The organism is Actinoplanes sp. CA-030573 (genome assembly GCF_050951115.1).
Lineage (GTDB): Bacteria > Actinomycetota > Actinomycetes > Mycobacteriales > Micromonosporaceae > Actinoplanes.
Map to the genome: position 1 here is coordinate 5,938,778 of NZ_CP192038.1, position 21,364 is coordinate 5,960,141.

The following is a 21,364-nucleotide window of genomic DNA, read 5'->3' on the forward strand; positions in this document are numbered from 1 at the left end:
TCGTGAGCGATTTCGAGTTGCTCGAGGGCGCGCCGGTCGCGCTGGGCGGTCCGCGCGGCTTCGCCGTGACGCGGACACTGCCCAACCGGGAGCGGCGCATGGTGGGCGCGTGGTGCTTCCTCGACGCGTACGGGCCGCACGAGCTCGGCGACACGGCGGGCATGCGGGTCGGTCCGCACCCGCACACCGGCCTGCAGACGGTGACCTGGCTGGTCGCCGGCGAGGTGCTGCACCGCGACAGCCTCGGCAACCGCCAGGAGATCCGGCCCGGGCAGCTGAACCTGATGACGGCCGGGCGCGGGATCAGCCATTCCGAGGAGAGCCCGCGGGTCAACTCGGGGGTGCTTCACGGCGTACAACTATGGGTTGCCCTGCCGCACGCGGACCGAGACGTGCCCCCGGCCTTCGCCCACCACGCCGATCTTCCGGTGGTCGCCCTGGGCGACGTCACCGCGACCGTCCTGATGGGCACGCTGGGCGACGCGACCTCGCCCGCCCGGACCCATACGCCCCTGGTCGGAGCCGAGCTCACGCTGGCGGCCGGGGCTTCCGCGGCGATTCCCCTCGACCCCGGGTTCGAATACGCGATCTTGGCGCTCGACGGCGCGGCCACGGTGGACGATGCGGAGGTCAAGCCGGGACCGCTGCTTTATCTGGGGTCCGGGCGCTCGTCGGTGCGGCTAGGCGCCGGCCCGCCCACCCGGGTGCTGCTGCTCGGCGGCGAGCCGTTCGCGGAGCGCCTGGTGATGTGGTGGAACTTCGTCGCCCGCGACCACGACGAGGTCGTCCAGATGCGCGCGGACTGGGAGTCGCGGACGCCCCGGTTCGGCGAGGTGCTCGGCTACGACGGGCCGCCGCTGCCCGCACCCCCGATGCCGTTGACGCGGTTGGTACCCAGGGGACGGATTCGCACTTGACGGCCTCCCCCGCCCGGCGGATCGTCGGAAGTGACGGCCGTCATCTCGGTCGCGGGGAGCCAGTCGTGAACTTCTGGGATGTGGGGAAACTAGCGCTGATCGTGGCCACGCCCACGCTGCTCGGGGCGGCGGCCGTCTATGCGCCGCGGATCTGGGAGCTGACCTCCACGTACTGGGAAGCACACCGGCCGCAGCCGCCGCGGCCGATCGGGCCGCCGATCGAACAGCTCGCCGCCGACCTGCGCCGGCTGCTACGGCTGCACGGCGCGCTCACCGAGTCGGCGGCGGTCGCCATGCGGGCACACCGGCTGTGGGCGGTCGAGGCGGCGATCGCGGTGCGGGCCGTCGAGGCGGCGCGCGCGCTGGACATCCCGCACCGGGAGCCGGAGACGCCGGGGGCGTTGCGCCGGGACGAGCTGTTGTCGCTGCTCCGCCGGTTGTCGCGGGCGGGGCTCGTGCTGCCGGCCGAGGTCGGGCCGTTCACGTCGGACGGTCGCCTCTGAGGGTGACCGGTGCGCCCGGTCGGTGCGAAACGGCGGCGGTGTGCACCCCGCCGCCGTTCCTCTCCCGGGCCCGCGCCGCCATGACTGTCCACACCGGCAATGGGGGGCAGAGCGGTGTGGTCGTCGCTGGGGTGTGGCGCGGGTGGCGGCCGCTAGATACGGGGGCGGCGGCCGCCGGCCGGGGGATTGAGGGTCTCCAGAGTCCAGTGGTCGAGGCGGCGCAAGGCCACCCGCCAGGTGGCGCGTACGGCGCCGAGTTCGAGGCGCGGCATGTCCGCATCCTTTCGCATCGGTGTCGTTCGTCGGTGCGGCCGCCCGGGTGTCGACCCGGTGCCGCGTCCGGAGCCCTGGGACCACGCTGTCCTGGGCGCTCCACCACCGTGACATGCCTTAGCACCTTGATCCGCATTAAGCGAGAGTGGCATTCGCCACCCCGCCGAAACCTGAATGTCACCTGAGAGACACCGGGGTCGCCCGTTCGGGTCGCCGGCCAATCCGTGGGGATCCTCAGAACAGGTTTAAGAATTGCTTAAGTCGACATTTCGACCCGTCGTGACGTGGCGTCAATTCGTCCCTGCGATCCGTTGATCCGTCGGCCGCATTTGAACTGTTCGGCGGGGCCACCCGTACTGTCCCGTGAGGAAACGCATGCGGCCCGGGTGACGGCCGCGCCGACTCTCGGTCACCGGCTCGCCCCACGGGCCGGTGACGCGCTCACGAGGGTGCTGGCGCACGTTGCAAAAGCGTGGTTAACCTTCCACATCCACCGGTGGGAGGGGGACCCCCGGGCTCGAGTCAGGGAGAACGGGGGCACGATGCGGCACAGGGGCGAACCACCAACCCCGGGCCGCCGCCTGCCCGCCCGCGGGGCCGCCGCATGAGCTTCGAGGACGACGAATACTGGGACGACGAATACTCTGAGTATTCCATCATGCCGAATTCGGCGGTCGCTCAAGAACGCCAATACACCAGGCGGACCGCGCCCGATCCGGTGATTCCCACCAAACGGCCCGCCGCCGCGCCCGGTGAGCCGGTCGACGAGCTGGCCGCCCGGCGGCAGCGACGCGCCGCGACCCGCAAGCCGCAGGCCGCGTTCGACTCGGAGCGACCGAGCTGGTTGGACGATCCGGACTTCTCGCCGGTGGACACGTCGCAGCCGAACCTCGCGGGCTCCGCGTTCGCCGACGTCGACTTCAACCGCCCCGAGCTGGGCGTCGACTTCGACGCGCCCGACTACCCGATCAGCAGCAACGGGGACGCGGTCCGCCACGACGACCGCTTCGGCGACTTCCCCGACGACATCGACGAGCCTTTCGACCATCGCGACCTCGAGGCGTACGGGCACGGCCCGCAGACGACGACGCATGCCGGCTCGGTCGAGGAACCCCCCGCCAAGCCCGCCCGGAAGGGTTGGCTCGGCCGGCGGAAGCAGGCCGAGCAGCCCGCGCGCCCCGCCGAGCAGCCGGACCCACGCGGCGGCTCGCGGCGGTCGGCGTCCGCACCGGTGCCCCCGCCACCGTCCGACCCGCGTGGCCGGCGACCGGCTCCGGAGATCGATCCGCGTCCGGGCCGCGACGTGGACCCGCGCATCGCCGATCCCCGCTCGCCCTCGCGCGGTGGGGATCCACGTCAGCCCGCCCGGGCCGACGACCCGCGATCGCCGTCCCGCGGCGGCGACCCACGCCAGCCCGCCCGCGCCGACGACCCCCGCTCACCCTCGCGCGGTGGAGATCCACGTCAGCCCGCGCGCGCCGACGACCCGCGCTCGCCAGCCCGCGGCGGCGACCCCCGCCAGCCCGCCCGCGCCGACGACCCCCGCTCGCCAGCCCGCGGCGGCGACCCCCGCCAGCCGGCGCGCCGCGACATCGATCCGGCCGCCAGCGGGCGGGCCCGGGTGCCGCAGGCCCAGCCTGCCGAGCCCATGGACCTGTACCGCCGCCCCGACGACTACGGCCGCCGCGATGGCGACTACCGCGGTCCCGGCGACGAGCGCGGCCGGTGGGCGGCCGACCCGCGTGCGGACGCCCCACGCGGCCGCCGCCCGATCGACGCCGAGCTCGACATCACCGACCCGCGGATGCGCCGCCCCGCCGACGACCGCGGCATGCGCCGTTCGCGCTCCGACCTCGGCGGCACCGATCCACGCCTGCAGCGCCCGGTCGGCGACCCCCGCACGAGGAGAGGCGAGCCCGCCGCCTGGTCCGACCCCGACCAGCGCCGCCGTCCGGCGGGCCGGATGGGCGAGCGAACCGCGTTCTGGGACCCGGCCGACGCCGAAGACCTGGCCGCCCGGCGTGGCTACCGCGAGGACCAGTCCCCCGACCCGGCCCACCGCGGCCGCTTCCCCGACGCTCCCCCCGCACCCGCGATCGGCGACTACGACCAGGGCTTCCGCCCGGTGGATGGCCCGGGCCGGCCCTCCAGCCGGCGCGGTGCCGAGCCCTGGCCCGACGAGCGCGCCGCCGAGCCCGCGTGGCCCGCCGACACCGGCTGGACCGACACCGGCGCGCGCGTGACAAGTTGGGACATAGACGGCGAAGCCACCTGGACCGACGAGCCCGTGGAGCCCGCCGCCCTCACCGCCCACACCGACACCGACCGCGACCGCCGCGACACCGACGTCCGCGACGACCGCGAGGTTGCCCGGAAGGCAGCCGAACGGTCCGGGCCGGACGCCGACGAAGCCCGCCCCGAGACCGACGGCGGCCCACGCATCATCAGCAAGGCGCCGGAGCCCACCCCACCGCGCGTGATCGGCCGCGAGGAGCCCCCGCCCACGCCGCGCGTCGTCAAGAAGGCCGAGCCCACCGCTACCCCTCGCGTGGTCGGCAGCAGCCCCGCGACACCCGCCGCCCGCGTGGTCACCCCGCCCCCGGTCGCTCCCACGCCGGTATCCCCGGGTCCCAACGCTCCCGCTCCGGTCCCTCCCGCTCCGGTCCTTCCCGCTCCGGTCCCTCCCGCTCCGGTCCCTCCCGCTCCGGTCCCTCCCGCTCCGGTCCCTCCCGCTCCGGTCCCTTCCGCTCCGATCGCCCCGGCTGCCGGCCCGCACATGCCGCCCCCGTCCGTTCCCGATCAACGCTCGGCGACCTCCGCTCCCGACCGCCTCGACCCCGCCGCCCTCCACCGCCCCGGTAGCGGAACCTCCGACACCGGCAGCCGCCTCGGCATGCCCGGCACCCCCGCAGAGAGCGGCACACGCCTCGGCCGACCTGGATCACCGTCCGAGACGGGCAGCCGGCTGGGTACGCCGGGGTCGCCGGCGGAGACCGGCAGCCGGCTCGGGGTGCCGCAGCAGCCTTCGGAATCCGGTTCACGGCTCGGCGCCTACCCGGACGGTTCGCCTCGATCCCGGCGGTCCCCGCGGACGGCGCACGTCGTGTTCAACGACGGCGACGGCCCGTGGTCGATGGTTCCGGACGACGCGCCGCCCGCCGCCGAGCCCGTAGGCCTCTCCCGGCCGATGTCGCCCAACCTGCCCCGCCCCGGCGTGGAGCAGCACCGCCCGCCGACCCCGGCCCACCCGGGCGAGACGCGCCCGACGTCGGTTCCTCCGGCAGCCGGCCACCCGCAGCATCCGGGCCAGATCCCCCCGGGTGCGATGCCGCCGGCTTCGGTTCCGCCCGCGGCCCGCCAGCCCGGCATGATGCCTCCGGCGGCCATGCCACCCGCCGCCGTGCACGGTGCCGCGCCGCCGGCTCCCGCGTCGGGTGGGCAGGTGGTGGGTCCGTACACCTCGGGTCAGCAGGCCGGCCGGACCGAGGGCGCGCCGGTCTCCCCCGCCGCGGGCCGTCCGACTATGCCCATGTCCGCTCCGGGGGCCGGGGGTCGCCCGGGTGGGACGGCGCCTATGCCGCCTGCGCAGGCTTCGCCACCGCCGGCCGGTTGGCCGCCGCCTCCGGCTCCAGCAACTCCGGCTCCGGCAACTCCGGCTCCCGCACCGGCAGCTCCGGCTCCGGCTCCCACTGCCGCTCCGGCTCCGGCACCGGCTGCGGCTGCGGCACCAGCTCCCGCTCCCGCTCCCGCTCCGGCACCGGCTCCCGCTCGGGCACCAGCTCCCGCTCCGGGACCGGCTCCGGCTCCGGCTCCGGCTCCGGCACCCGCTCCCGCTCCGGCACCGGCACCGGCACCGGCACCGGCACCGGCACACGCTCCCGCTCCGGCACCGACTCCCGCTCCGGCACCGACTCCCGCTCCGGCACCGACTCCCGCTCCGGCACCGACTCCCGCTCCGGCACCGACTCCCGCTCCGGCACCGACTCCCGCTCCGGCACCGACTCCCGCTCCGGCACCGACTCCCGCTCCGGCACCGACTCCCGCTCCGGCACCGGCACCGGCTCCGGCTCCGGCTCCGGCGGGGACGGTGCAAGGGACGCAGAACGCTGGGCACGTCGCGCAGCCTGCTGCGTTCGCTTCTGGGGTTCGGCCGGGCGAGAAAGCTCCGATTCAGCCGGGGGTCCGGCCTACGTCGCTGGCTTCCGCGCCGGTCAGCTCGCCCGCTGCGGCGCGATCGAGGCAGGACGTGCCTACGCAACCGATGGCTCGGCCTCAGCCGGGCGCGCCGGCTGCGGGCGGCGCCGTGCCGAACGCACGCGTGGGCTACCTGCCGGCGCAGCGGCCTCCCGCTGATGCGGCGGCTCCGGACGGGGCGACAACAACTGGGGCGACAACGACTGGGGCGACGACCACTGGGGCGACGACCACTGGGGCGACCGGGTCTGGCTCACCGGCGCCCGGCTCACCGGCGCCGGTCGGCGGGCGCGGTGGCCGGCATGGTGCGCCTGAGCAGGCCGGGGACCATTCGGTGGCCGGCAACCCGGCTGCCACGGCTGGCGGTGCCGCTCGGAACGCAGGTGCGGCGGGCACCGCGACGGCTGGGACCGCCGGAACGCCCGGGACCACCGGGACCCGCGGGACCACCGGATCCGGAACGGCTGGGACCGCCGGGACCCGCGGGACCACCGGATCCCGAACGGCTGGGACCGCCGGGACCGGAGGCACGGGAACGGCCGGCGACGCCGGGACCGGCCAGACCGCGGCGGGGGAACGGCTGGGAGCGCATGCGGCGCCCTACATGGATCCGGATGGGACTCTGCACAACCTCAAGCCGATCGGGCGCCTTGCGGTCTCCGGGCCCGATCAGGAGCCGCGGCGGGTTGCGGACACCGAGTTCGGCGGTAAGTGGTTCGCCCCGAAGGTGGATGACGCGCAGGCGGACGCTTCGGGTGGGAGCGGCGACGGGCTTGTGCTCAACCTTGATCTTGCGGGGCTGTTCAACGGCGTGGCGATCGCGACCGAGCCGGACGCCGGAGCTGCAACAGGCGGCGGCCCGGAGAACGATGATGCGGCGACCGGCGGTGCAGCGCAGAACGGCGCACCGGCGGAAACGGCGGCGCCGTCGCTCATCCCGGGGCCGGAGCCGGTCCTCGACCCGGGCGATGCGCCGGCGAAGAGCGAAGGACCCGCCGCGCCCAACCCGGCGGCGGAACTGGATGCGATCCGGTGGCGGCTCGACGGCGGGACGCTGCGCGAGGTCGTCGACGACAAGGACGCGCTGCGGGCGCTGGGCGAGAAGCTCGACGGGCCGCTCGCCGACGAGGTCGACAACGTGGCCAAGGCGGGGCTGCTCAGCGTACGCGCGGAGGTCTACCGCCTGCTCGGCGAGCTGGGCATGGCCGCGGCCGCCAGCCGGCTCGCTCTGGCGCACGCCGAGTCGGCGCGGGACACGCAGTCGATGGTGATCGCGCAGGCCGAGCTGGCGCACATCCTGCGGCTGCGGGGGGACTTCCAGGAGGCCGACCGGCTCTTCGCCAAGGCCTCGGCGGCGCCGGTGCCGGCGACGCTGCGCAGCGTGGTGCACGAGAACGCGGGGCGGTGCTGCTTCGACCAGGGGCGGCACATGGAGGCTCTCGATCACTTCGCCCGGGCCGTACGGCTGGGGAAGCCCGACGACCAGGAGCTGGCGCAGCGGATCGGGGTGTGCCTCGAGGCCGTCTACATCCACGTCCTGCGCGACGGCTGGGGACCGTATCCGCGGGCGCGCGAGGAGATCACCGGGCCGGCGAAGCAGGACATCACGGCCGAGCATCCGACCGTCACACCACGGTAGGCGCCGGGACCTGGTCCACGTTGTGCCGAGCCCCGGGCGGGTGGGCCATCGCCGTACGCCCGCGCCCGCCGTCCTTGGCCTCGTAGAGGGCGGCGTCCGACGCCGCGCCGAGCTCGACCGCGGTGAGCGCGTGGTCGGGCAGCACCGCCACGCCGATGCTCAGGCCGGGCGGCCCGCCGGGCAGCGACGTGATCGCCGCGACCGCCGCCCGCACCTCGTCGGCGGCCCGCCGGGCGCCCATCCGGTCGGTGCGCAGCAGCACCACGAACTCGTCGCCGCCGAGCCGGCCGACCACGTCGTCGTCGCCCGACGCCACCGATCGCAGGGCGTCGGCCACCAGCTGCAACGCCTGGTCGCCGACGCCGTGGCCCCACGTGTCGTTGATCTTCTTGAAGTAGTCGATGTCCAGGGTCATCAGCGCCACCGACCCATGGTGGCGTTGCGCCCAGCCGACCGCGCGGGCGAGCTCGCCGTCGAAGGACCGGCGGTTGGCGACCCCGGTGAGCGGATCCGCGTACGCCTGGGTCTCGAGAACCTCCCGCAAGCGCTCGTTGCGTCCCCGGAGTGACCAGACGACCACCCCGGTCAGCGTCATGGCCACCGTGAGCGACGCCCAGTCGGTGACGGCGCGGCTCGGGTCCAGGATCACGAACACGACCGCGGCGTTGCCGGCCGAGACGAGCGTGAGCACCAGGTAGTTGGCCAGGCGGCTGAGGAAGTTCGCGGTGTAGAGCACCGGCCAGAGGTAGAAGAGCTGGGCGCCGGTGCTCGCGTCCCAGGTTGCCAGGTTCATGGTGGTGAGCAGGACGATGCCGAGGAACGGCGCGAGGAACCAGAAGATCCGCGGCACCCGCTCGGGACGCCAGCGGCAGAGCGCGCCTAGGGCACTCACCACCACCGTGAGCAGCATGAAGATCGACACGCCGGGCACCGTGCGCTGCGCCGGGAGGATCACGCCGGTGAGGAACATGAAGGGCCCGGCGGCCATCAGCAGGTACGCGACGGACCGGGACGCCCCCGTCTCGTCACGCAGCTGAAAGGTCACCTGCCGCCTCCTCATGTCGATATGCACATTCGGTTGCGGCGGCAAGCACCTGAGGCTTCTCAGACCGCGATCGGCTCTGGCGACCGGGGACGGGAGCGCGCGGTCAGGGTGACGCCGGCGCTCGCGAGCATCACCAGCACCAGGGCGACGATCTCCACGGCGTCCAGGCGCTGGCCGAGCACCAGCAGGCCGGCCAGCGCGGCGGCGGCCGGCTCGAGGCTCATCAGGATGCCGAAGACCCGGGTCGGTATCCGGCGCAGGGCGTTGATCTCCAGGCCGTAGGACAACACCGAGGAGAGGAGCGCCACGGCGGTGCCCCCGATCAAGAGCGACGGATCATCCCGTACGGCCGAAGCGCCCTCGAAGCCGAAGGGAAGCACCAGGAGTGCGGCCACGGCCAGCGAGACGGCGAGGCCGCCGGTGCCCGGGACCAGGCCGCCGAGCCGGGCGCTGAACACGATGTACCCGGCCCAGCAGAGCCCGGCCACGAAGGCCAGCACGAGCCCGCCGATCGGGGCCGAACCGCCGTGCGCGGTGCCCAGCAGCAGCACCCCGGCCGCGGCCAGCAGCGCCCACAGCAGGTCGATCAGCTTGCGGGTCTGCACCAGCGCGAGCAGCAGCGGACCCAGGAACTCGACGGTGACCGCGATGCCGAGCGGGACCGTGCGCAGCGACAGGTAGAAGATCAGGTTCATCCCGGCCATCACGACGCCGAGGACCGCCGCCGCCCGCCACGCCGCGCCGGACCACGACCGCAGCCGCGGCCGGGTGGCGACCGCGATGATCACCGCCGCGATCGACAGGCGGAGCAGCGTCACCCCGGCCGCGCCGAGGTCGTCGAAGAGCGTGCGCGCCACCGCGCTGCCGAACTGCACCGAGGCGATCGACATCATCACCAGCAGCGGCGCGGGCGCCTCGGGACGTCTCATGACCCCCAGTGTTCTCAGACCGGAAGCCCACCCGGGCGGCGGTTGCCGTCCGGGTGGGCCACCTCACGCGAGGAGCACGAGGAGCAGTCAGCCCTCGATGCCGTTGACCGGCGGGACGGTCAGCGTGCGGTTCTCCGGGGTGCCGCCGAGGATGACCTCGCGCAGCGCCGAGTTGTTGGTGGTGTCGAGCTCGGCCAGCTTCTTGACCGGGTTGGCCAGGACCTGGATGTAGTAGGTGCCGTTCGGCAGGTCGGTCACCTCGAAGGACTGGCCGGGCCGGTCCTGGCTGTAGGTGTCGCCGTTGCCGATGTCGAGCACCTCACGGACGGCGACGACGGTGTTGGCGCCGCACGACGTCGAGAGGTCGGTGTTGTCCGGCCGCCACTTCGCGTTCGGCAGCGTGTAGTCGACGGCGTCGGTGTTGGCCAGGCAGAACGCCTCCTTGCCGCTGCGCACGGCCAGCTTCTTGTCCGCCGCCAGCAGGTTGTACTGGGCGAAGTCGGTGAAGTGCCAGTGCTTGTGGCCGACCCGGTCGTCCCACTGCATGGTGCCGGCCTGCTGCGACCCGACCTGGTTGCCGTGAGCGTCGAAGAAGTACTGGTACGCGTCCATCAGCTCGGTGCCGCTGCGCCGGAACCCGTCGACGAGCAGCGGCGACGTACCCCCGTTCCAGACCGTGGCGCCGAAGTTGATGTACCACTTGCCGTCGGTCTCGCCGGTCTCCTCGTTCTGGCCCTGGGCCAGCGAGATGCCCCAGGCCGGCAGCGAGCGCAGGTCGGGACGCGGCCCGCTCTTGGGCGCGGCCTTGAGAGTGGCCGGGCGCTTGCCCGGAGCGCGCAGCCCGGGCACGAACTCGGACACCTGCTGACCGCCCTGCCGGTCGGCCTGCAGCTCGCCGGGCGAGGCGGCGGCCTCCGCCTTCGCCGCCTTGATCTTGGCGAGACTGGTCTTGTTGATGTCCTCGTCGACCACGGTGACGGCGATCTTGACGGTGGACTGCGCGGCCTGGACCCCGAACAGCTTCTGGTACGTCGGGTTCAGCACCGCGGTCACCTGGTACTTGCCGGGCTGCAGGTCGAACTCCCCGGTCACCGGCGTGGTCTGCACGGCCGAGTCCCAGCCGGCCTGGATGCCCCAGACGGCGCCGAGCGTGAACGGGTTCCAGCCGCCGCACTGGGTCGGGTACGGCGTGGTGGCCGGCGCGTCGGGCCGGGTGCGGGCCGACGACCACGAATTGGCGCAGAACGGCGTCGAGTACTGCCTGATCGTGGCGCCCGAGGCGTCGGCGATCGTGAACTTGGTGAAGTCCTTGAGGCCGTTGAAGTCGGGCACCAGGCCGGCCGGCAGCGGGACGGTCCTGGTACTGCCCTTCTTGGTGATCCGCTGCTCGGCGGCGATCGGCTTGTCGTAGCCGGTGCGCTTGGCCCGGATCTCGAACGGGTCGTTGCCCGCGATGACGTGCAAGCCCAGGTCGAAGTCGAGCCACACCTCGTCGCCGTAGTGGTACCGCGTGGCGGTCACGCTCTGGGTCGCGGCCACGAAGGAGAGCGGCGGCGGGTTGGCGGCCGCCTGGGCGACGCCCACCCCGCCCGCGGTGAGCGCGAGCACGCCGGCCGCGGCACCCCGGGCGATCAAGCGGTTTCGGCGGTTCTTCGGGTCTGTCATGAGATCCTTCCCGTCGGTCCGGCCGGTGGCAGCCCGGCCATGGCGGGACCATCCAATGCGGACACTTGTGAGATCCCTGTGAGTTCTCCATGACTTGGCACAAACTCGGGAGGGTCGCCTGACATCGGCCGAAAGTCGCAGTCCGGGTTTCCCGCTTTCCGGCCCGGAGCGGATGTGCCGGCTTGCGAAGATCCGCGAAGCTCGGACCCCGACGAGAGGGAGAGCTATGACCATCGACGACGAGAACCGGCCGGAGCGGCAGCGGGTGACCCTGACCGGCATCAGCTCCCGGGCCTGGGAGCACCCCGCGGACCGGGGCGCGCTGACCGCGCTGCGCGAGCTTCGTGGCTTCGACGACGTGGTACGCGCGCTGTTCGGCATGTGGAACGAGCGGGGGTTCCGCCTGTCGTACCTGGCCGGCGCGATCCGGGTCGACCACCGGCAATATCCCCGGGTGCACCACCTGTTCGCCGACGCCGCCCGCACGCTCGACGTGCCCGAGCTGCCCGAGCTGTACGTGCGCCAGCTGCCGGTGATCGACGGCAAGGCGATCGGCATGGACCGCCCGTTCATCGTGATCAGCACGGCCGCGGTCGAGAAGCTCGACGACGACGAGCTGCGCACGATGCTCGGCCGGGAGATCGGCCACGTCCGCAGCGGGCACGCCGTCTACCAGACGATCATGACGATCCTGACCCGCTGGGTGACGAACGTGGCCTGGATCCCGGTCGGCGCGATCGCGCTGCGGGCGGTCATCGCCGGCATGTACGAGTGGTGGCGCAAGGCCGAGCTCTCGGCCGACCGGGCCGGGCTGCTCGCCGCCCAGGACCCGGCCGCCTCCCTGCGGCTGTTCATGAAGACGGCCGGCGGCGGCGACCTGTCGCAGATCGACACGGCGGCCTTCCTCGAGCAGGCGGCCGAGTACGAGGGCGGCGGTGACCTGCGGGACAGCATTCACAAGATCGGCATGACCGCGTTCAGCGCCGAGCCGTTCCCGGTGGCCCGGGCGGCCGAGCTGAACCGCTGGATCGACGCCGGCGACTACGCCCGCATCCTGGGCGGCGACTACCCCCGCCGCGACGACGACCGGGACGCCTCGGTGACCGCGGACATCAAGGCGGCGGCCTCGTCGTACAAGGACACCTTCACCACCTCCCCCGACCCGCTGGTGAAGCTCCTGCGCGGCGCCGCCGGCGGCGCGGCCGACCTGGCCGGGTCCACCGCCCGCTGGGCCAGGGGACGCTGACCCCGCCGATTTCCGTGGACCACAACACACGGGACTGCCCGCAATCGCCCCGCCGGTGAGGAGGGGGCGATTGCCCGCGGAGCGAAGCGGAGCCAGCTAGCTCAGTCGGCCATCAAATTGAGCCATCGCCTCCTGGCGGGCCGGCTCCTCGCGCAGGACGGCGCAGTTCAACCACTCGTCCGGTACGGCGAACGCGTCGACCAGCTCGCGCATCCGCGGCCGGAGCTGGCGGAGCAGGTCGTTCACCATCGCGGTGACGGCCTTGGACCGCGCCGGGGTCAGCCGCTGGTGCTCGAGGAACCAGCCCTTGTGCGCCTCGATCGTGCTCAGCGCGTACAGGTCGCAGACCTTCGACAGCAGCGCCTTCGTCTCCGGGTCCGCGGCCCGGTCGACGCCGGCCACGAACGCCTCCAGCACCACTCGGTCGATGTGTGCGGAAGCGACCGCGAGCACGTGGTCCTGCACGTCGTTGAAGATGTCGAACGGCCGGTCCTTCTTCTGCGCGGCGCCCTTGCGCAGCCGGCGGATCACGCCGTCGAGCAGGTGCTCCTCGCGGTCGGAGAACATCCGCAGGTGCCAGCCGCGGTCGGTGAGCGCGACCTCCTCGTCGCGGCCCGGAACCGCCTCGACCAGCCGCTGGATGAGCGCGCGGGCCGCGGTGCGCTCGAGCACCATCGCGCGCACCTGCTCGGCCACGAACGTCGCCCGGCCCCACCCGTCGAGCGAGCCGAACGCGTCGCGGTACCCGGTGAGCAGCCCCTTCGCAACCAGCTGCAGGAGGACCTTGTTGTCGCCCTCGAAGGTGGTGAACACGTCGGTGTCGGCCTTGAGCCCGGCCAGCCGGTTCTCGGCCAGGTAGCCGGCGCCGCCGAGGGCCTCGCGGCAGGCCTGGATGGTCCGGGTGGCGTGCCAGGTCTGCGCCGCCTTCAAGCCGGCCGCGCGCGACTCGAGCTCCCGCTGCCGGTGCTCGTCCGTCGCTCCCGCGGGTGCCGTCTGCACCTCGTGCAGGGCGGTCACCAGCTCTTCCTGCGCAAAGCTCAGCGCGTACGTGGTGGCCAGCGCCGGAAGCAGGATGCGCTGATGGGCGAGGTAGTCGTTGAGCGCGACCTCGCGATCGTGTCCGGGCGCCGTGAACTGGCGGCGGATGTCGCCGTAGCGGACGGCGATGGTCAGCGCGCTCCTGGTCGCGGCCGAGGCGGAGCCGCCGACCACCACCCGGCCGCGGACCAGCGTGCCGAGCATGGTGAAGAACCGGCGGGTGTCGTTCTCGATCGTGCTGCGGTAGGTGCCGTCCTCGTCCACCTGGCCGTACCGGTCGAGCAGCATCTCCCGCGGGACCGTGACGTGGTCGAACGAGAGCCGCCCGTTGTCGACCCCGAGCAGCCCGGCCTTGTGACCGTCGTCGCCGATCGTGACGCCCGGCATCGGGTCGCCGTTCCCGTCCCGGATCGGCACCAGCCACGCGTGCACGCCGTAGCTCTGGCCGCCGGTCACGAGCTGGGCGAAGACCACCGCCATCCGGCCGTCGCGCGCCGCGTTGCCGATGTAGTCCTTGCGGGCGGCCTCGTGCGGGGTGTGCAGGTCGAAGGTGCGCGTCTGTGGGTCGTACGTGCAGGTGGTCCGCAGGTTCTGCACGTCGGAGCCGTGGCCGGTCTCGGTCATCGCGAAACAGCCGGGCAGCGCGGCCGAGATGATGTCGCGCAGGTAGGCGTCGTGGTGCCGCTTCGTGCCGAGCGCGACCACGGCGCCGCCGAACAGGCCCCACTGCACGCCGGCCTTGACCATCAGCGACAGGTCGATCTGGGCGAGCATCTCGGCGGCCACCACCGAGCCACCGGGATCGGCGCCACCGCCGTACTCGATCGGGAAGCCCGCCGCCACGCCCGGCTCGGTGGGCAGCTCGGTCAGCAGCTTGGAGACGCGCGAGCGGGCCTCCTCGAGGGTCTCGCCCGGGACGGTGACGAAGTGCGAGCCGGCGAGCTGCTCGCGCGCGGCCCGGCGCACGTGCCCCCACCGCCCGTCGAGCAGCTCCTGCAGCGCCAAGTTACTCATGAGTAGGAATTTACCCGACGGGCTGGTGGTGAAGCGGTCAACCGCTGTGAGACGTGCCACGGAAGTAGTGCCGGCTCGCCCAGTCGGCGAGGTCGACGCCCACCGCGCGAGCCGCCGTGTCCGCGGTCCGGAAGTGGATGCCGAGCCAGATACGCGCGTCGACCACGTCGCCGCGCAGCACCGCGCCGCTGTCGTAGTGCCGCGTCGCGCCCGGCACGGCGGTCGAGGTCAGCGTGAGGTTCAGCCGCGGGCCGACGACGTGCTCGAGCGCCCGCGAGGAGGCGGCGATCACCACGTTGTACCCGCTGATGTAGTCGGGGTAGTTGGGCGTGGTCAGCAGCGGGGCCCAGGCCGGGTCGGCGGTCGTGGCCGGGTTGCCGTCGGTGTCCGCGAGCTGGATGGCGGTGATCGGCCGCCAGAACGCGCGGTCGAGCTTGGCCTGCCAGCACACGATCAGCGCGTCGAGCGCGGTCATGTCGACCGCCGCGAACATCCGGGCCGCGTCGACGATGTCGAGCCCCCGCACCGACGCCTGGTCGCGCAACGCGGTGTTGATCTGCACGGCGGCGTTGCCGGAGAAGAAGAGCGCGGTCGCGGTCTGCCCGGCGGTGCGGACCGTCGAGGTGGCCGAGCCGAGCGCCTTGACCTCGGCGAAGTCGCGGGTGTATCGGCGCGAGGTCAGCGCCGGCGGGGCGGGCGGCGCGAACTGGGCCGTGCTGCGGGCGAGCATCGGGGTCACCCCGCCGAGCCACGGGACGGCCATCGGCAGGTTCGCGGGCGGGGTCGGCCGCCACACGCCGGGCGCCGGCGTCCTGGTGTACGAGACCGGCGCGTACCGACCGTCGTCCGCGCGCAGGTCGATGATGTCCTGCGCGACGCGCTCACCGTAGGCGACCCCGGCGGTCTTGGCGGCACCGTCCGGCACCGTGTCCAGCGAGGCGGCCAGCGCGCTGTCGAGGGCGGCCTGCGCGTAGGGCGAGTAGGTCTCGAGGATCTTGTGCCCGGCCGCGGCCGCCGCCGCGGTGGCCGAGGCATGACGGGGAGCCGGCGCGTGCCGGCCGTAGGACTCGTAGCGCGGGTGCACGCCGACGACCGCGTCGTACATGGCGGCATGCAGGAACGCCAGGTAGAGGAAGATCTCCTGCGGCGCCTTGGTCGTGTCGCCCAGCAGGGTCGGCGCGGCGAGCGCGTTCCAGTCGGAGATCACCGATGCGTTCTCGGCTCGCGAGGACGCCTGCGCGGTGCCGGCGACGGCCGGTATCACCAGCGTCATGACGGCGGCGGTGGAGACTATGCGACGAATCATGGCTCACTCCTTTCGAGCCCGACCCTTCTCCGCCGCGGCGCCCACCGCCTCGTCCCTACGGCCCCCCGGACTGCCAGATCTTGGACTCGGCCAGCCCGGCGACGACCCGCTCGATCCGGATGCCCTCGTTCTTGACGGTCGGCGGCCGCCCGAAGACCTCCTGCGGCCGGCCACCCGCGTGGTGCAGCGCGATGAGCCGCCCGGCGGCGTCGAACACCGGCGCGCCGGAGGAGCCGGCCTCGGTGTCGGTCAGATAGTGCACCACCCGCTCATCCACGTCGGAGATCTGGTTGCGCACGAAGCCGAGCCGTTTCCGCTGCCCGTCCGGATGCTGCACGATGAACGCCCGCTCCCCCGGCACCGGCGCCGCCGCAGCGTCCAGGCGCACGATCGGCCAGCGGCCGGGCAGCGGCTCGCTCGTCCGGATGACCGCCCAGTCGTCCTCCCGGTCGCCGACGATCGAGCCCGGGTCGGTGCCGACCGTCGTGGCCGCCACGCTCCCGTCCTCGTAGTCGAAGTCGGCGGTCACCGCGGTCGCCCGATCGAGCACGTGCCAGTTGGTGAGCAGCAGGTCGGGGCCGATCCGGAACCCGGTGCCGGCCCGCCGCGCGCCGGGCAGGCGAACGGTCAGCTTGCAGACGCTGGGCGCCCACCGGACCACGTGCGTCAGCGCCGCGATCAGCGCCGGGACCTCGCCGATCCCGATCGTGAGGTCGTCGTGGTAGAGCAGGGCCTCCCGCTCGTAGACCTCGTCGGTGCCGCTGATGAAGCGGGGGGCGCCGTCCGGGCCGCGGGGCGCGCCGTCGGTCTCCGGGGCCGCGCCGGCGAGCAGGCCGGTCAGGAACGGCCGCCGGGGGCTGGTCTCCGGCAACAGGTCGCGGGCGGTGCGCACGACGGCTTCCAGCAACCCGTGCGGCGCCGCGAGATCAAGGACTTCGCTCCAGACGTACGCGATCGCCTGCTCGCTGTTGATCTCGGTCATCTCGATCCCGGCCCGTTGCGCGACGGCCGCAAGCCGCTGCCGGCTCGGGTAAAGCTGCGTGAGCGTCGCATGAAGCTGTTGCGCCCAATCCTCGGTCCACGGATACCGGATGTCGTCGAGCATTCACGCCGTCCTGGTCGGAACGCCCGCGGCCAGCTCGACCAGGCGCTCCAGCGGATCGCGGCTGAGCAGATAGAGGCCGATGGCACGCCACTCGTTCGGGTTCGGCTTGGTGGCCAGGTCGCGGAGCAGGCTCGCGCTGAAGTCGTCGGTCGGTTCCGGCAGCCGGAACGGCAGCGCGCGCAGGAAGTGCGCCAGGAGCTCGTCGATGCTGTCGACGTCCTCGAACGAGACCGGCAGGCACCGGTACGCCGCCAGCGAAGCCACGACGGAGATCCCGATCGGGGCCCGGCCCGCGTCGACATGCCTCGCCTCCCAGCACACCTCGTGGATCATGAGGTCCGCGGTGGCGAGGTTCCGGCGTCGCTGGCTCATCACGGCCAGGTCGAGTGCCCGCTCGATCGGCCGGCCCGGCAGATCCGGCAGTCCGAACGCGACTCGGGAACCGTCGGGAGCGCCCCACCCGGTCGGCGAGGCCGCCCAGCGCTCGATCTGGTCGCGCCGCCGCACGTACCCGCCCTCCGCGTACTGCATCGCCCGCAGGCCGTCGGCGAAGGCCTCGAGCCCCGCCGGAGTCCGGGGTATGCGGAGGGCGGCGTACTGAAACTGTGGCCCCATCGCGGCGCCCAGATCGTCCAGCACGGCGTCGGCCGGCTGCAGATAGCCCTCGAGTGCGCGGCGAAGCCCCGGTATCGTCCCGATCGCCTCGGCCACGGCACGCTCGGCCGGCAGGTCGACGGTCAGGCGCACGCGGGCGGCCCAGGCGAGCAGGCTGAGCAGGTCGGGACGTAACGGATCCCGGTTCTCGTGCGACTGGACGGCGGCGAGCAGCCGGTCCACGGACGGCACATCGCCGGCTTCCGACGCCAGCCGGGCGGAGAGGATGGCTTCGTTCCGCCCCAGTCCGGCGGACCGGGCTAGGATGTCGGCCGCGCCGGCCGCGTCACCACGCCGCCACCGCAGCCAGGCGTCGTAGAACGTCAGCGGGCCACCGGGGTTGCGGGCCCGGCGCTCGTCGAGGATCTTCGCGACCGCCTGCTCGCCGCGTCCGCGGGAGAGCGCCCGCTCAATGCGAACGACCGCGTCGGTCTCCCACTCGGCATGCCGCGCCGCCTGCCCGGTAGTGCGGACGTGCAGCCAGAGGCGCGCGCCGGGCGGCAGCTCGTTACCGGCGTCGGCCAGCATCGGCGCGCACTCGTCGCGCCAGGCGGTCGCGGCTCGTTCCACGTCGCCGAGGCGCAGGCGGTGGTAGACCAGCTCGGCGGTGTTGACCGCGGTCGGCTCCCGCATCTCGTACCAGATGGCGGCGCCGTGATCGATGGCCCGGACCCGGGCCGGGTCGTCGAGCTCGAGGAGGGTGAGGGCGGCGGCGCGGAGGTCCGGGCGCAGCCGCAACTCCTCCTGACCGTCGCCGACGGTGAGGTCGAGGTTGTCATCGACCAGGGACAGCTCGCGGCTGAGGCGCTCGAAGACGCCGGCGGCGTCCATACCTTCGGGGATCGAGCCGGCCAGCACCGACGCCACCATGTCCACATTCAGGCGGCGCAGGACCAGGGCGTCGCGGGCGATCGGCATCAGGTCGGCGTCCATGACGCGTTCCAGGATTCTGGTGTACAACAGGCCCTCGATCATCGCCTGCGGCAGGTGGACGGGCAGGTCCTCGACGCGGCCGCCGGTCGCCACGAAGCGGACGGCCAGGTGCAGGGCCAGTGGTATGCCGGCGGCCAGGTCGACCACGCGGTCGTCGATGATGCCATGGCGGCGCAGCCAGGAGGCGGCATCGGTGCGGTCCAGGCCGGTCAGCGCGAGCCGGCCGGCGTCACGGCCGAGCAGGCTCAGGCCGGGCACGGCGGCGCGGCCGCTGACGACCACGCGCAGGCGGGTGGCCTCGCGCAGGATCTCCTCCAGCAGCAGCCACAGCTCGCCGTGGCGGCGGACGTGCTGGGCGACCTCGAAGCCGTCCAGGACCAGAAGCGGGGCGGGGCGGTCGCGGGCGGCGTGGGCCAGCGCGCGGGCGAATCCGCCGGGTTCTAAGCCGTCGAACTGTACGGCCGCCTGGCGGGTGAGCTGGGCCAGCACCGAATCAGCGTCGTCGGGCGAGAGGTCGGCCCGGTCGAAGTCGAGCCAGAAGAGCGGCGTCTCCTCGGGCAGGGTCAAGGCGAAGCGGGCCAGAAGAGCGGACTTGCCGATGCCGCCGATGCCGGTGACCACCAGCGGCGGCGGCTGCTCCGCGCCGTACCACCGCTGAAGCGTTTGCAGCTCGTCCGCGCGGCCCTCGAAGTCGGGGCCGGCCACGGCGGTGAGGCGACCGCGCAGGCGACGCCGTTCGAGCGACTCGGTGATGTCGGCCGGCGTGGGCAGTCCGTCCACGACGCCGCCGAACCAGCGGACGGCCTGTAGCCAGTGCGGGAGCTCGGCCTCGTCCGGCGCGAACGGGGGGCCGCAGAGGATCCGGTCGATCACCGCCTGGCGCGGGTCGTCCTCGGGCTCGTCACCGCGGGCCTCGCGCAGCCGCTCGACGGTCGCGGCCTCGATCAGGGCCCGGCGCTCCCGGGATCGCAGAGTCCACCGCGATGCCCCGATGTCGTGAACCCGCTTGGCCAGAAGCTCGCGGTCGGTGTCGCCGGCCAGCGTGGGGTCGAAGCTCCAGCGGACGGCAGCCCACAGCAGACCGCCGTCGTCGCCCGTCGGCCGCGGACCGCTCAGGCGCTCGTGGGCCGCCGCGATGTCGGCGAGCCGGTGGTACGCGGCGATTTCCGGCCACACCCCGGCGGTACGCAGCACCTCCAGCATCGCGGCCAGCGTCGGTCCGCAGGATCGGTTGTCGATGCGGAGCGTGGTCATGGCCACGATCGAGCCGCCGACGTTGACGATCGGGCCGCCGCTGGATCCGGAGGTGGTGGCTCCGTCGTGCGTGAGCAGACCTGCCTCGATGTTCTCCCAGCGGCCGAAGCTGACCTGCTGCCGCGCCGAGCCGGAGGGGTAGTGCAGCACGAAGAGGCTGTGGCCCAGCGTGGATCCCTCGACGAGCGGCAACGGGCGGCCACCGGGAATGGGCTCGTGCAGCCGGAGGAGAGCCGGTTCGGAGAGGCCGAGCGTGCTCTCCCCGGGCGGTTCGAACACCACGTCGGCCCCGACGCGCGGCGCCTCCGCGCCGTCGGCCTCGCAGAAGTAGTGCGTCCCGCTCCGGGCGCTGATCGACCCCTTGGGGAACACCACCAGCTCATCGGTGATCAGCCAGCCGGTGCCCACGTGCCAGCCGCCGCCGTAGACCTTGACGACCCCGGCGGCCGCGTCCCGGAGGGCGTCGAGCACGCCGGCGAGATCATGGAAGCTCACGGGCGCTCACCCACCAGGCTCTCCAGCGTGTCGCTGACCAGGTCGTGCAGGCGCTGGAGGCGGCAGCAGCCGGCCGGCGGCGCGTCCGACTCGGCCACGATGTGCTGAGCCAATGCCTCGATCTCCGCGTCGATGACCGTGCGGCCCGCACTCGCGGTCCACGAGCGCAGCACCTCGACGACGTGGTCGGCGGTCACGTCGGCCTCGGCCGTGCGCTCCTCGGCGACCACGTCCCGGCTCCACTTGGTGGGCAGCTTGCCCTCCGGGTAGTGGATGAGCATGAGCCGGAACCACTGACGGTAGACCGGGTTGGGCAGCCGCAGCACCAGCTGGTCGAGCAGGTCGCGCACCTCGGGGTCGAGCAGCGGCGCCTCGTCCTCGGCCAGCCCGAGGTCGTCGATGGCGATCCAGAGCTGACGCTGGCGGCGGGAGACGACGGCCCGCAGCTTGAGCCAGACCTGGCGGTAGTACGCGCTGGTGGTCGTCTCCCCCGGCGGCGGGATCTCGCCGAACGCGTCGAGCGCGCCGAACAGCTCCTCGACCACCTCCTCGACGGTCGCCACCATGTCGGCGCTCAGATAGATCACGTCGGCGCCGTGGTCGCGGGCGGCCAGCTCGAACAGGTAGCGGCCGTGGCTCTTGCCGCTGTCCGGCCCGCCGCGCACGACGATCACCTTCAGCGGGTTGCCGGCGGGCGCCAGCTGGCGGATGTGGCCGCGCAGCACCGCCCGGTCGAGGATGACCACGCCGCCGCCGGGCGGGCCGACCAGGCTGTCGACGCTGGGCCGGGCCTGCCGGACGGCCTCGATGCGGGACCGGACGGCGGGGTTGAGCTGCCGCGCGAGCAGCAGCTCACAGAGGGCGCCGAGGCCGCCGGCCGGGGCGAGCCGGTCCAGCGCCTCCTTCCACATGCGATGCGCGGCGTCCGGCACCAGCGGCTCGAGGCCGGGTGCGCTGGAGTGGTAGAGGCGGCCGATGTCGGCCTGGCTGGCGACCAGCGTGGGCAGGACATCGTGGAACGCTCGGGCGTCGGGACGGTCCCAGGGAAAGCGCGCGGCGTCGAAGAACGGATGATTCCCCGGCATCGACTCTCCCGTCCGGATCTGGGATGGACAGCCTAAAGCAGCAAATCAACGACAGCGCCCGGCCGGACG

Annotated in this window: 14 protein-coding genes; 4 read left to right on the forward strand and 10 right to left on the reverse strand. The window is 73.4% G+C overall.

From position 1 onward, the window contains the following. The first annotated feature begins 2 nt into the window (after positions 1-2). The gene (locus ACQP2F_RS27535; RefSeq protein WP_433292257.1) at positions 3-917 is read left to right on the forward strand and encodes a pirin family protein; all 915 of its coding nucleotides are present in this window, start codon (positions 3-5) and stop codon (positions 915-917) included. A 65-nt stretch (positions 918-982) separates the two neighbouring features. Then, a complete protein-coding gene (locus tag ACQP2F_RS27540) occupies positions 983-1,420 on the forward strand; it encodes a hypothetical protein (RefSeq protein ID WP_433292259.1) in 438 nt (145 codons plus the stop codon). Positions 1,421-3,131: 1,711 nt separating this feature from the next. Here ACQP2F_RS27540 and ACQP2F_RS27545 read toward each other — a convergent pair. Beyond that, entirely contained in the window at positions 3,132-3,752 is a 621-nt protein-coding gene (locus tag ACQP2F_RS27545) for a hypothetical protein (RefSeq protein ID WP_433292261.1), read from the reverse strand. Positions 3,753-5,265: 1,513 nt separating this feature from the next. Then, complete coding sequence (locus ACQP2F_RS27550; RefSeq protein WP_433292263.1) at positions 5,266-5,751, reverse strand: hypothetical protein; 486 nt, start codon at positions 5,749-5,751, stop codon at positions 5,266-5,268. A gap of 740 nt (positions 5,752-6,491) precedes the next feature. On the opposite strand from ACQP2F_RS27550, the gene ACQP2F_RS27555 reads away from it, so the two are divergent. Continuing rightward, positions 6,492-7,526, forward strand: a complete 1,035-nt coding sequence (locus ACQP2F_RS27555) for a tetratricopeptide repeat protein (RefSeq protein WP_433292265.1) — start codon at positions 6,492-6,494, stop codon at positions 7,524-7,526. Here the strand turns inward: ACQP2F_RS27555 and ACQP2F_RS27560 are convergent. The 3 genes from ACQP2F_RS27560 to ACQP2F_RS27570 form a co-directional block, all read right to left on the reverse strand. After that, complete coding sequence (locus ACQP2F_RS27560; RefSeq protein WP_433292267.1) at positions 7,513-8,571, reverse strand: diguanylate cyclase domain-containing protein; 1,059 nt, start codon at positions 8,569-8,571, stop codon at positions 7,513-7,515. The genes ACQP2F_RS27555 and ACQP2F_RS27560 overlap by 14 nt on opposite strands. 59 nt (positions 8,572-8,630) lie before the next feature. Then, positions 8,631-9,500: an EamA family transporter gene (locus ACQP2F_RS27565; protein WP_433292269.1), complete on the reverse strand. Its 870-nt coding sequence runs from the start codon at positions 9,498-9,500 to the stop codon at positions 8,631-8,633. Positions 9,501-9,587: 87 nt separating this feature from the next. After that, a complete protein-coding gene (locus ACQP2F_RS27570; RefSeq protein WP_433292271.1) occupies positions 9,588-11,165 on the reverse strand; it encodes a lysyl oxidase family protein in 1,578 nt (525 codons plus the stop codon). Positions 11,166-11,391: 226 nt separating this feature from the next. Between ACQP2F_RS27570 and ACQP2F_RS27575 the strand changes: the two genes are divergently transcribed. Beyond that, the gene (locus ACQP2F_RS27575; protein WP_433292273.1) at positions 11,392-12,411 is read left to right on the forward strand and encodes a M48 family metallopeptidase; all 1,020 of its coding nucleotides are present in this window, start codon (positions 11,392-11,394) and stop codon (positions 12,409-12,411) included. 96 nt (positions 12,412-12,507) lie between these two features. Here the strand turns inward: ACQP2F_RS27575 and ACQP2F_RS27580 are convergent, their stop codons facing one another. From ACQP2F_RS27580 to ACQP2F_RS27600, 5 genes are read right to left on the reverse strand one after another with little or no spacing between them, the layout of a single operon-like run. Further along, a complete protein-coding gene (locus ACQP2F_RS27580) occupies positions 12,508-14,463 on the reverse strand; it encodes an acyl-CoA dehydrogenase family protein (RefSeq protein WP_433292275.1) in 1,956 nt (651 codons plus the stop codon). Between the two features lie 37 nt (positions 14,464-14,500). Next, on the reverse strand, positions 14,501-15,769 hold the full coding sequence (locus tag ACQP2F_RS27585) for a vanadium-dependent haloperoxidase (protein ID WP_433292277.1): 1,269 nt from the start codon (positions 15,767-15,769) through the stop codon (positions 14,501-14,503). A 55-nt stretch (positions 15,770-15,824) separates the two neighbouring features. Continuing rightward, on the reverse strand, positions 15,825-16,874 hold the full coding sequence (locus ACQP2F_RS27590; protein WP_433292279.1) for a trypsin-like peptidase domain-containing protein: 1,050 nt from the start codon (positions 16,872-16,874) through the stop codon (positions 15,825-15,827). After that, complete coding sequence (locus ACQP2F_RS27595; RefSeq protein WP_433292281.1) at positions 16,875-20,210, reverse strand: trypsin-like peptidase domain-containing protein; 3,336 nt, start codon at positions 20,208-20,210, stop codon at positions 16,875-16,877. Then, positions 20,207-21,295 (reverse strand): hypothetical protein, encoded by a 1,089-nt coding sequence (locus ACQP2F_RS27600; protein WP_433292283.1) that lies wholly within the window; start codon positions 21,293-21,295, stop codon positions 20,207-20,209. The genes ACQP2F_RS27595 and ACQP2F_RS27600 overlap by 4 nt, the downstream gene beginning before the upstream one ends. Positions 21,296-21,364: the final 69 nt, after the last annotated feature.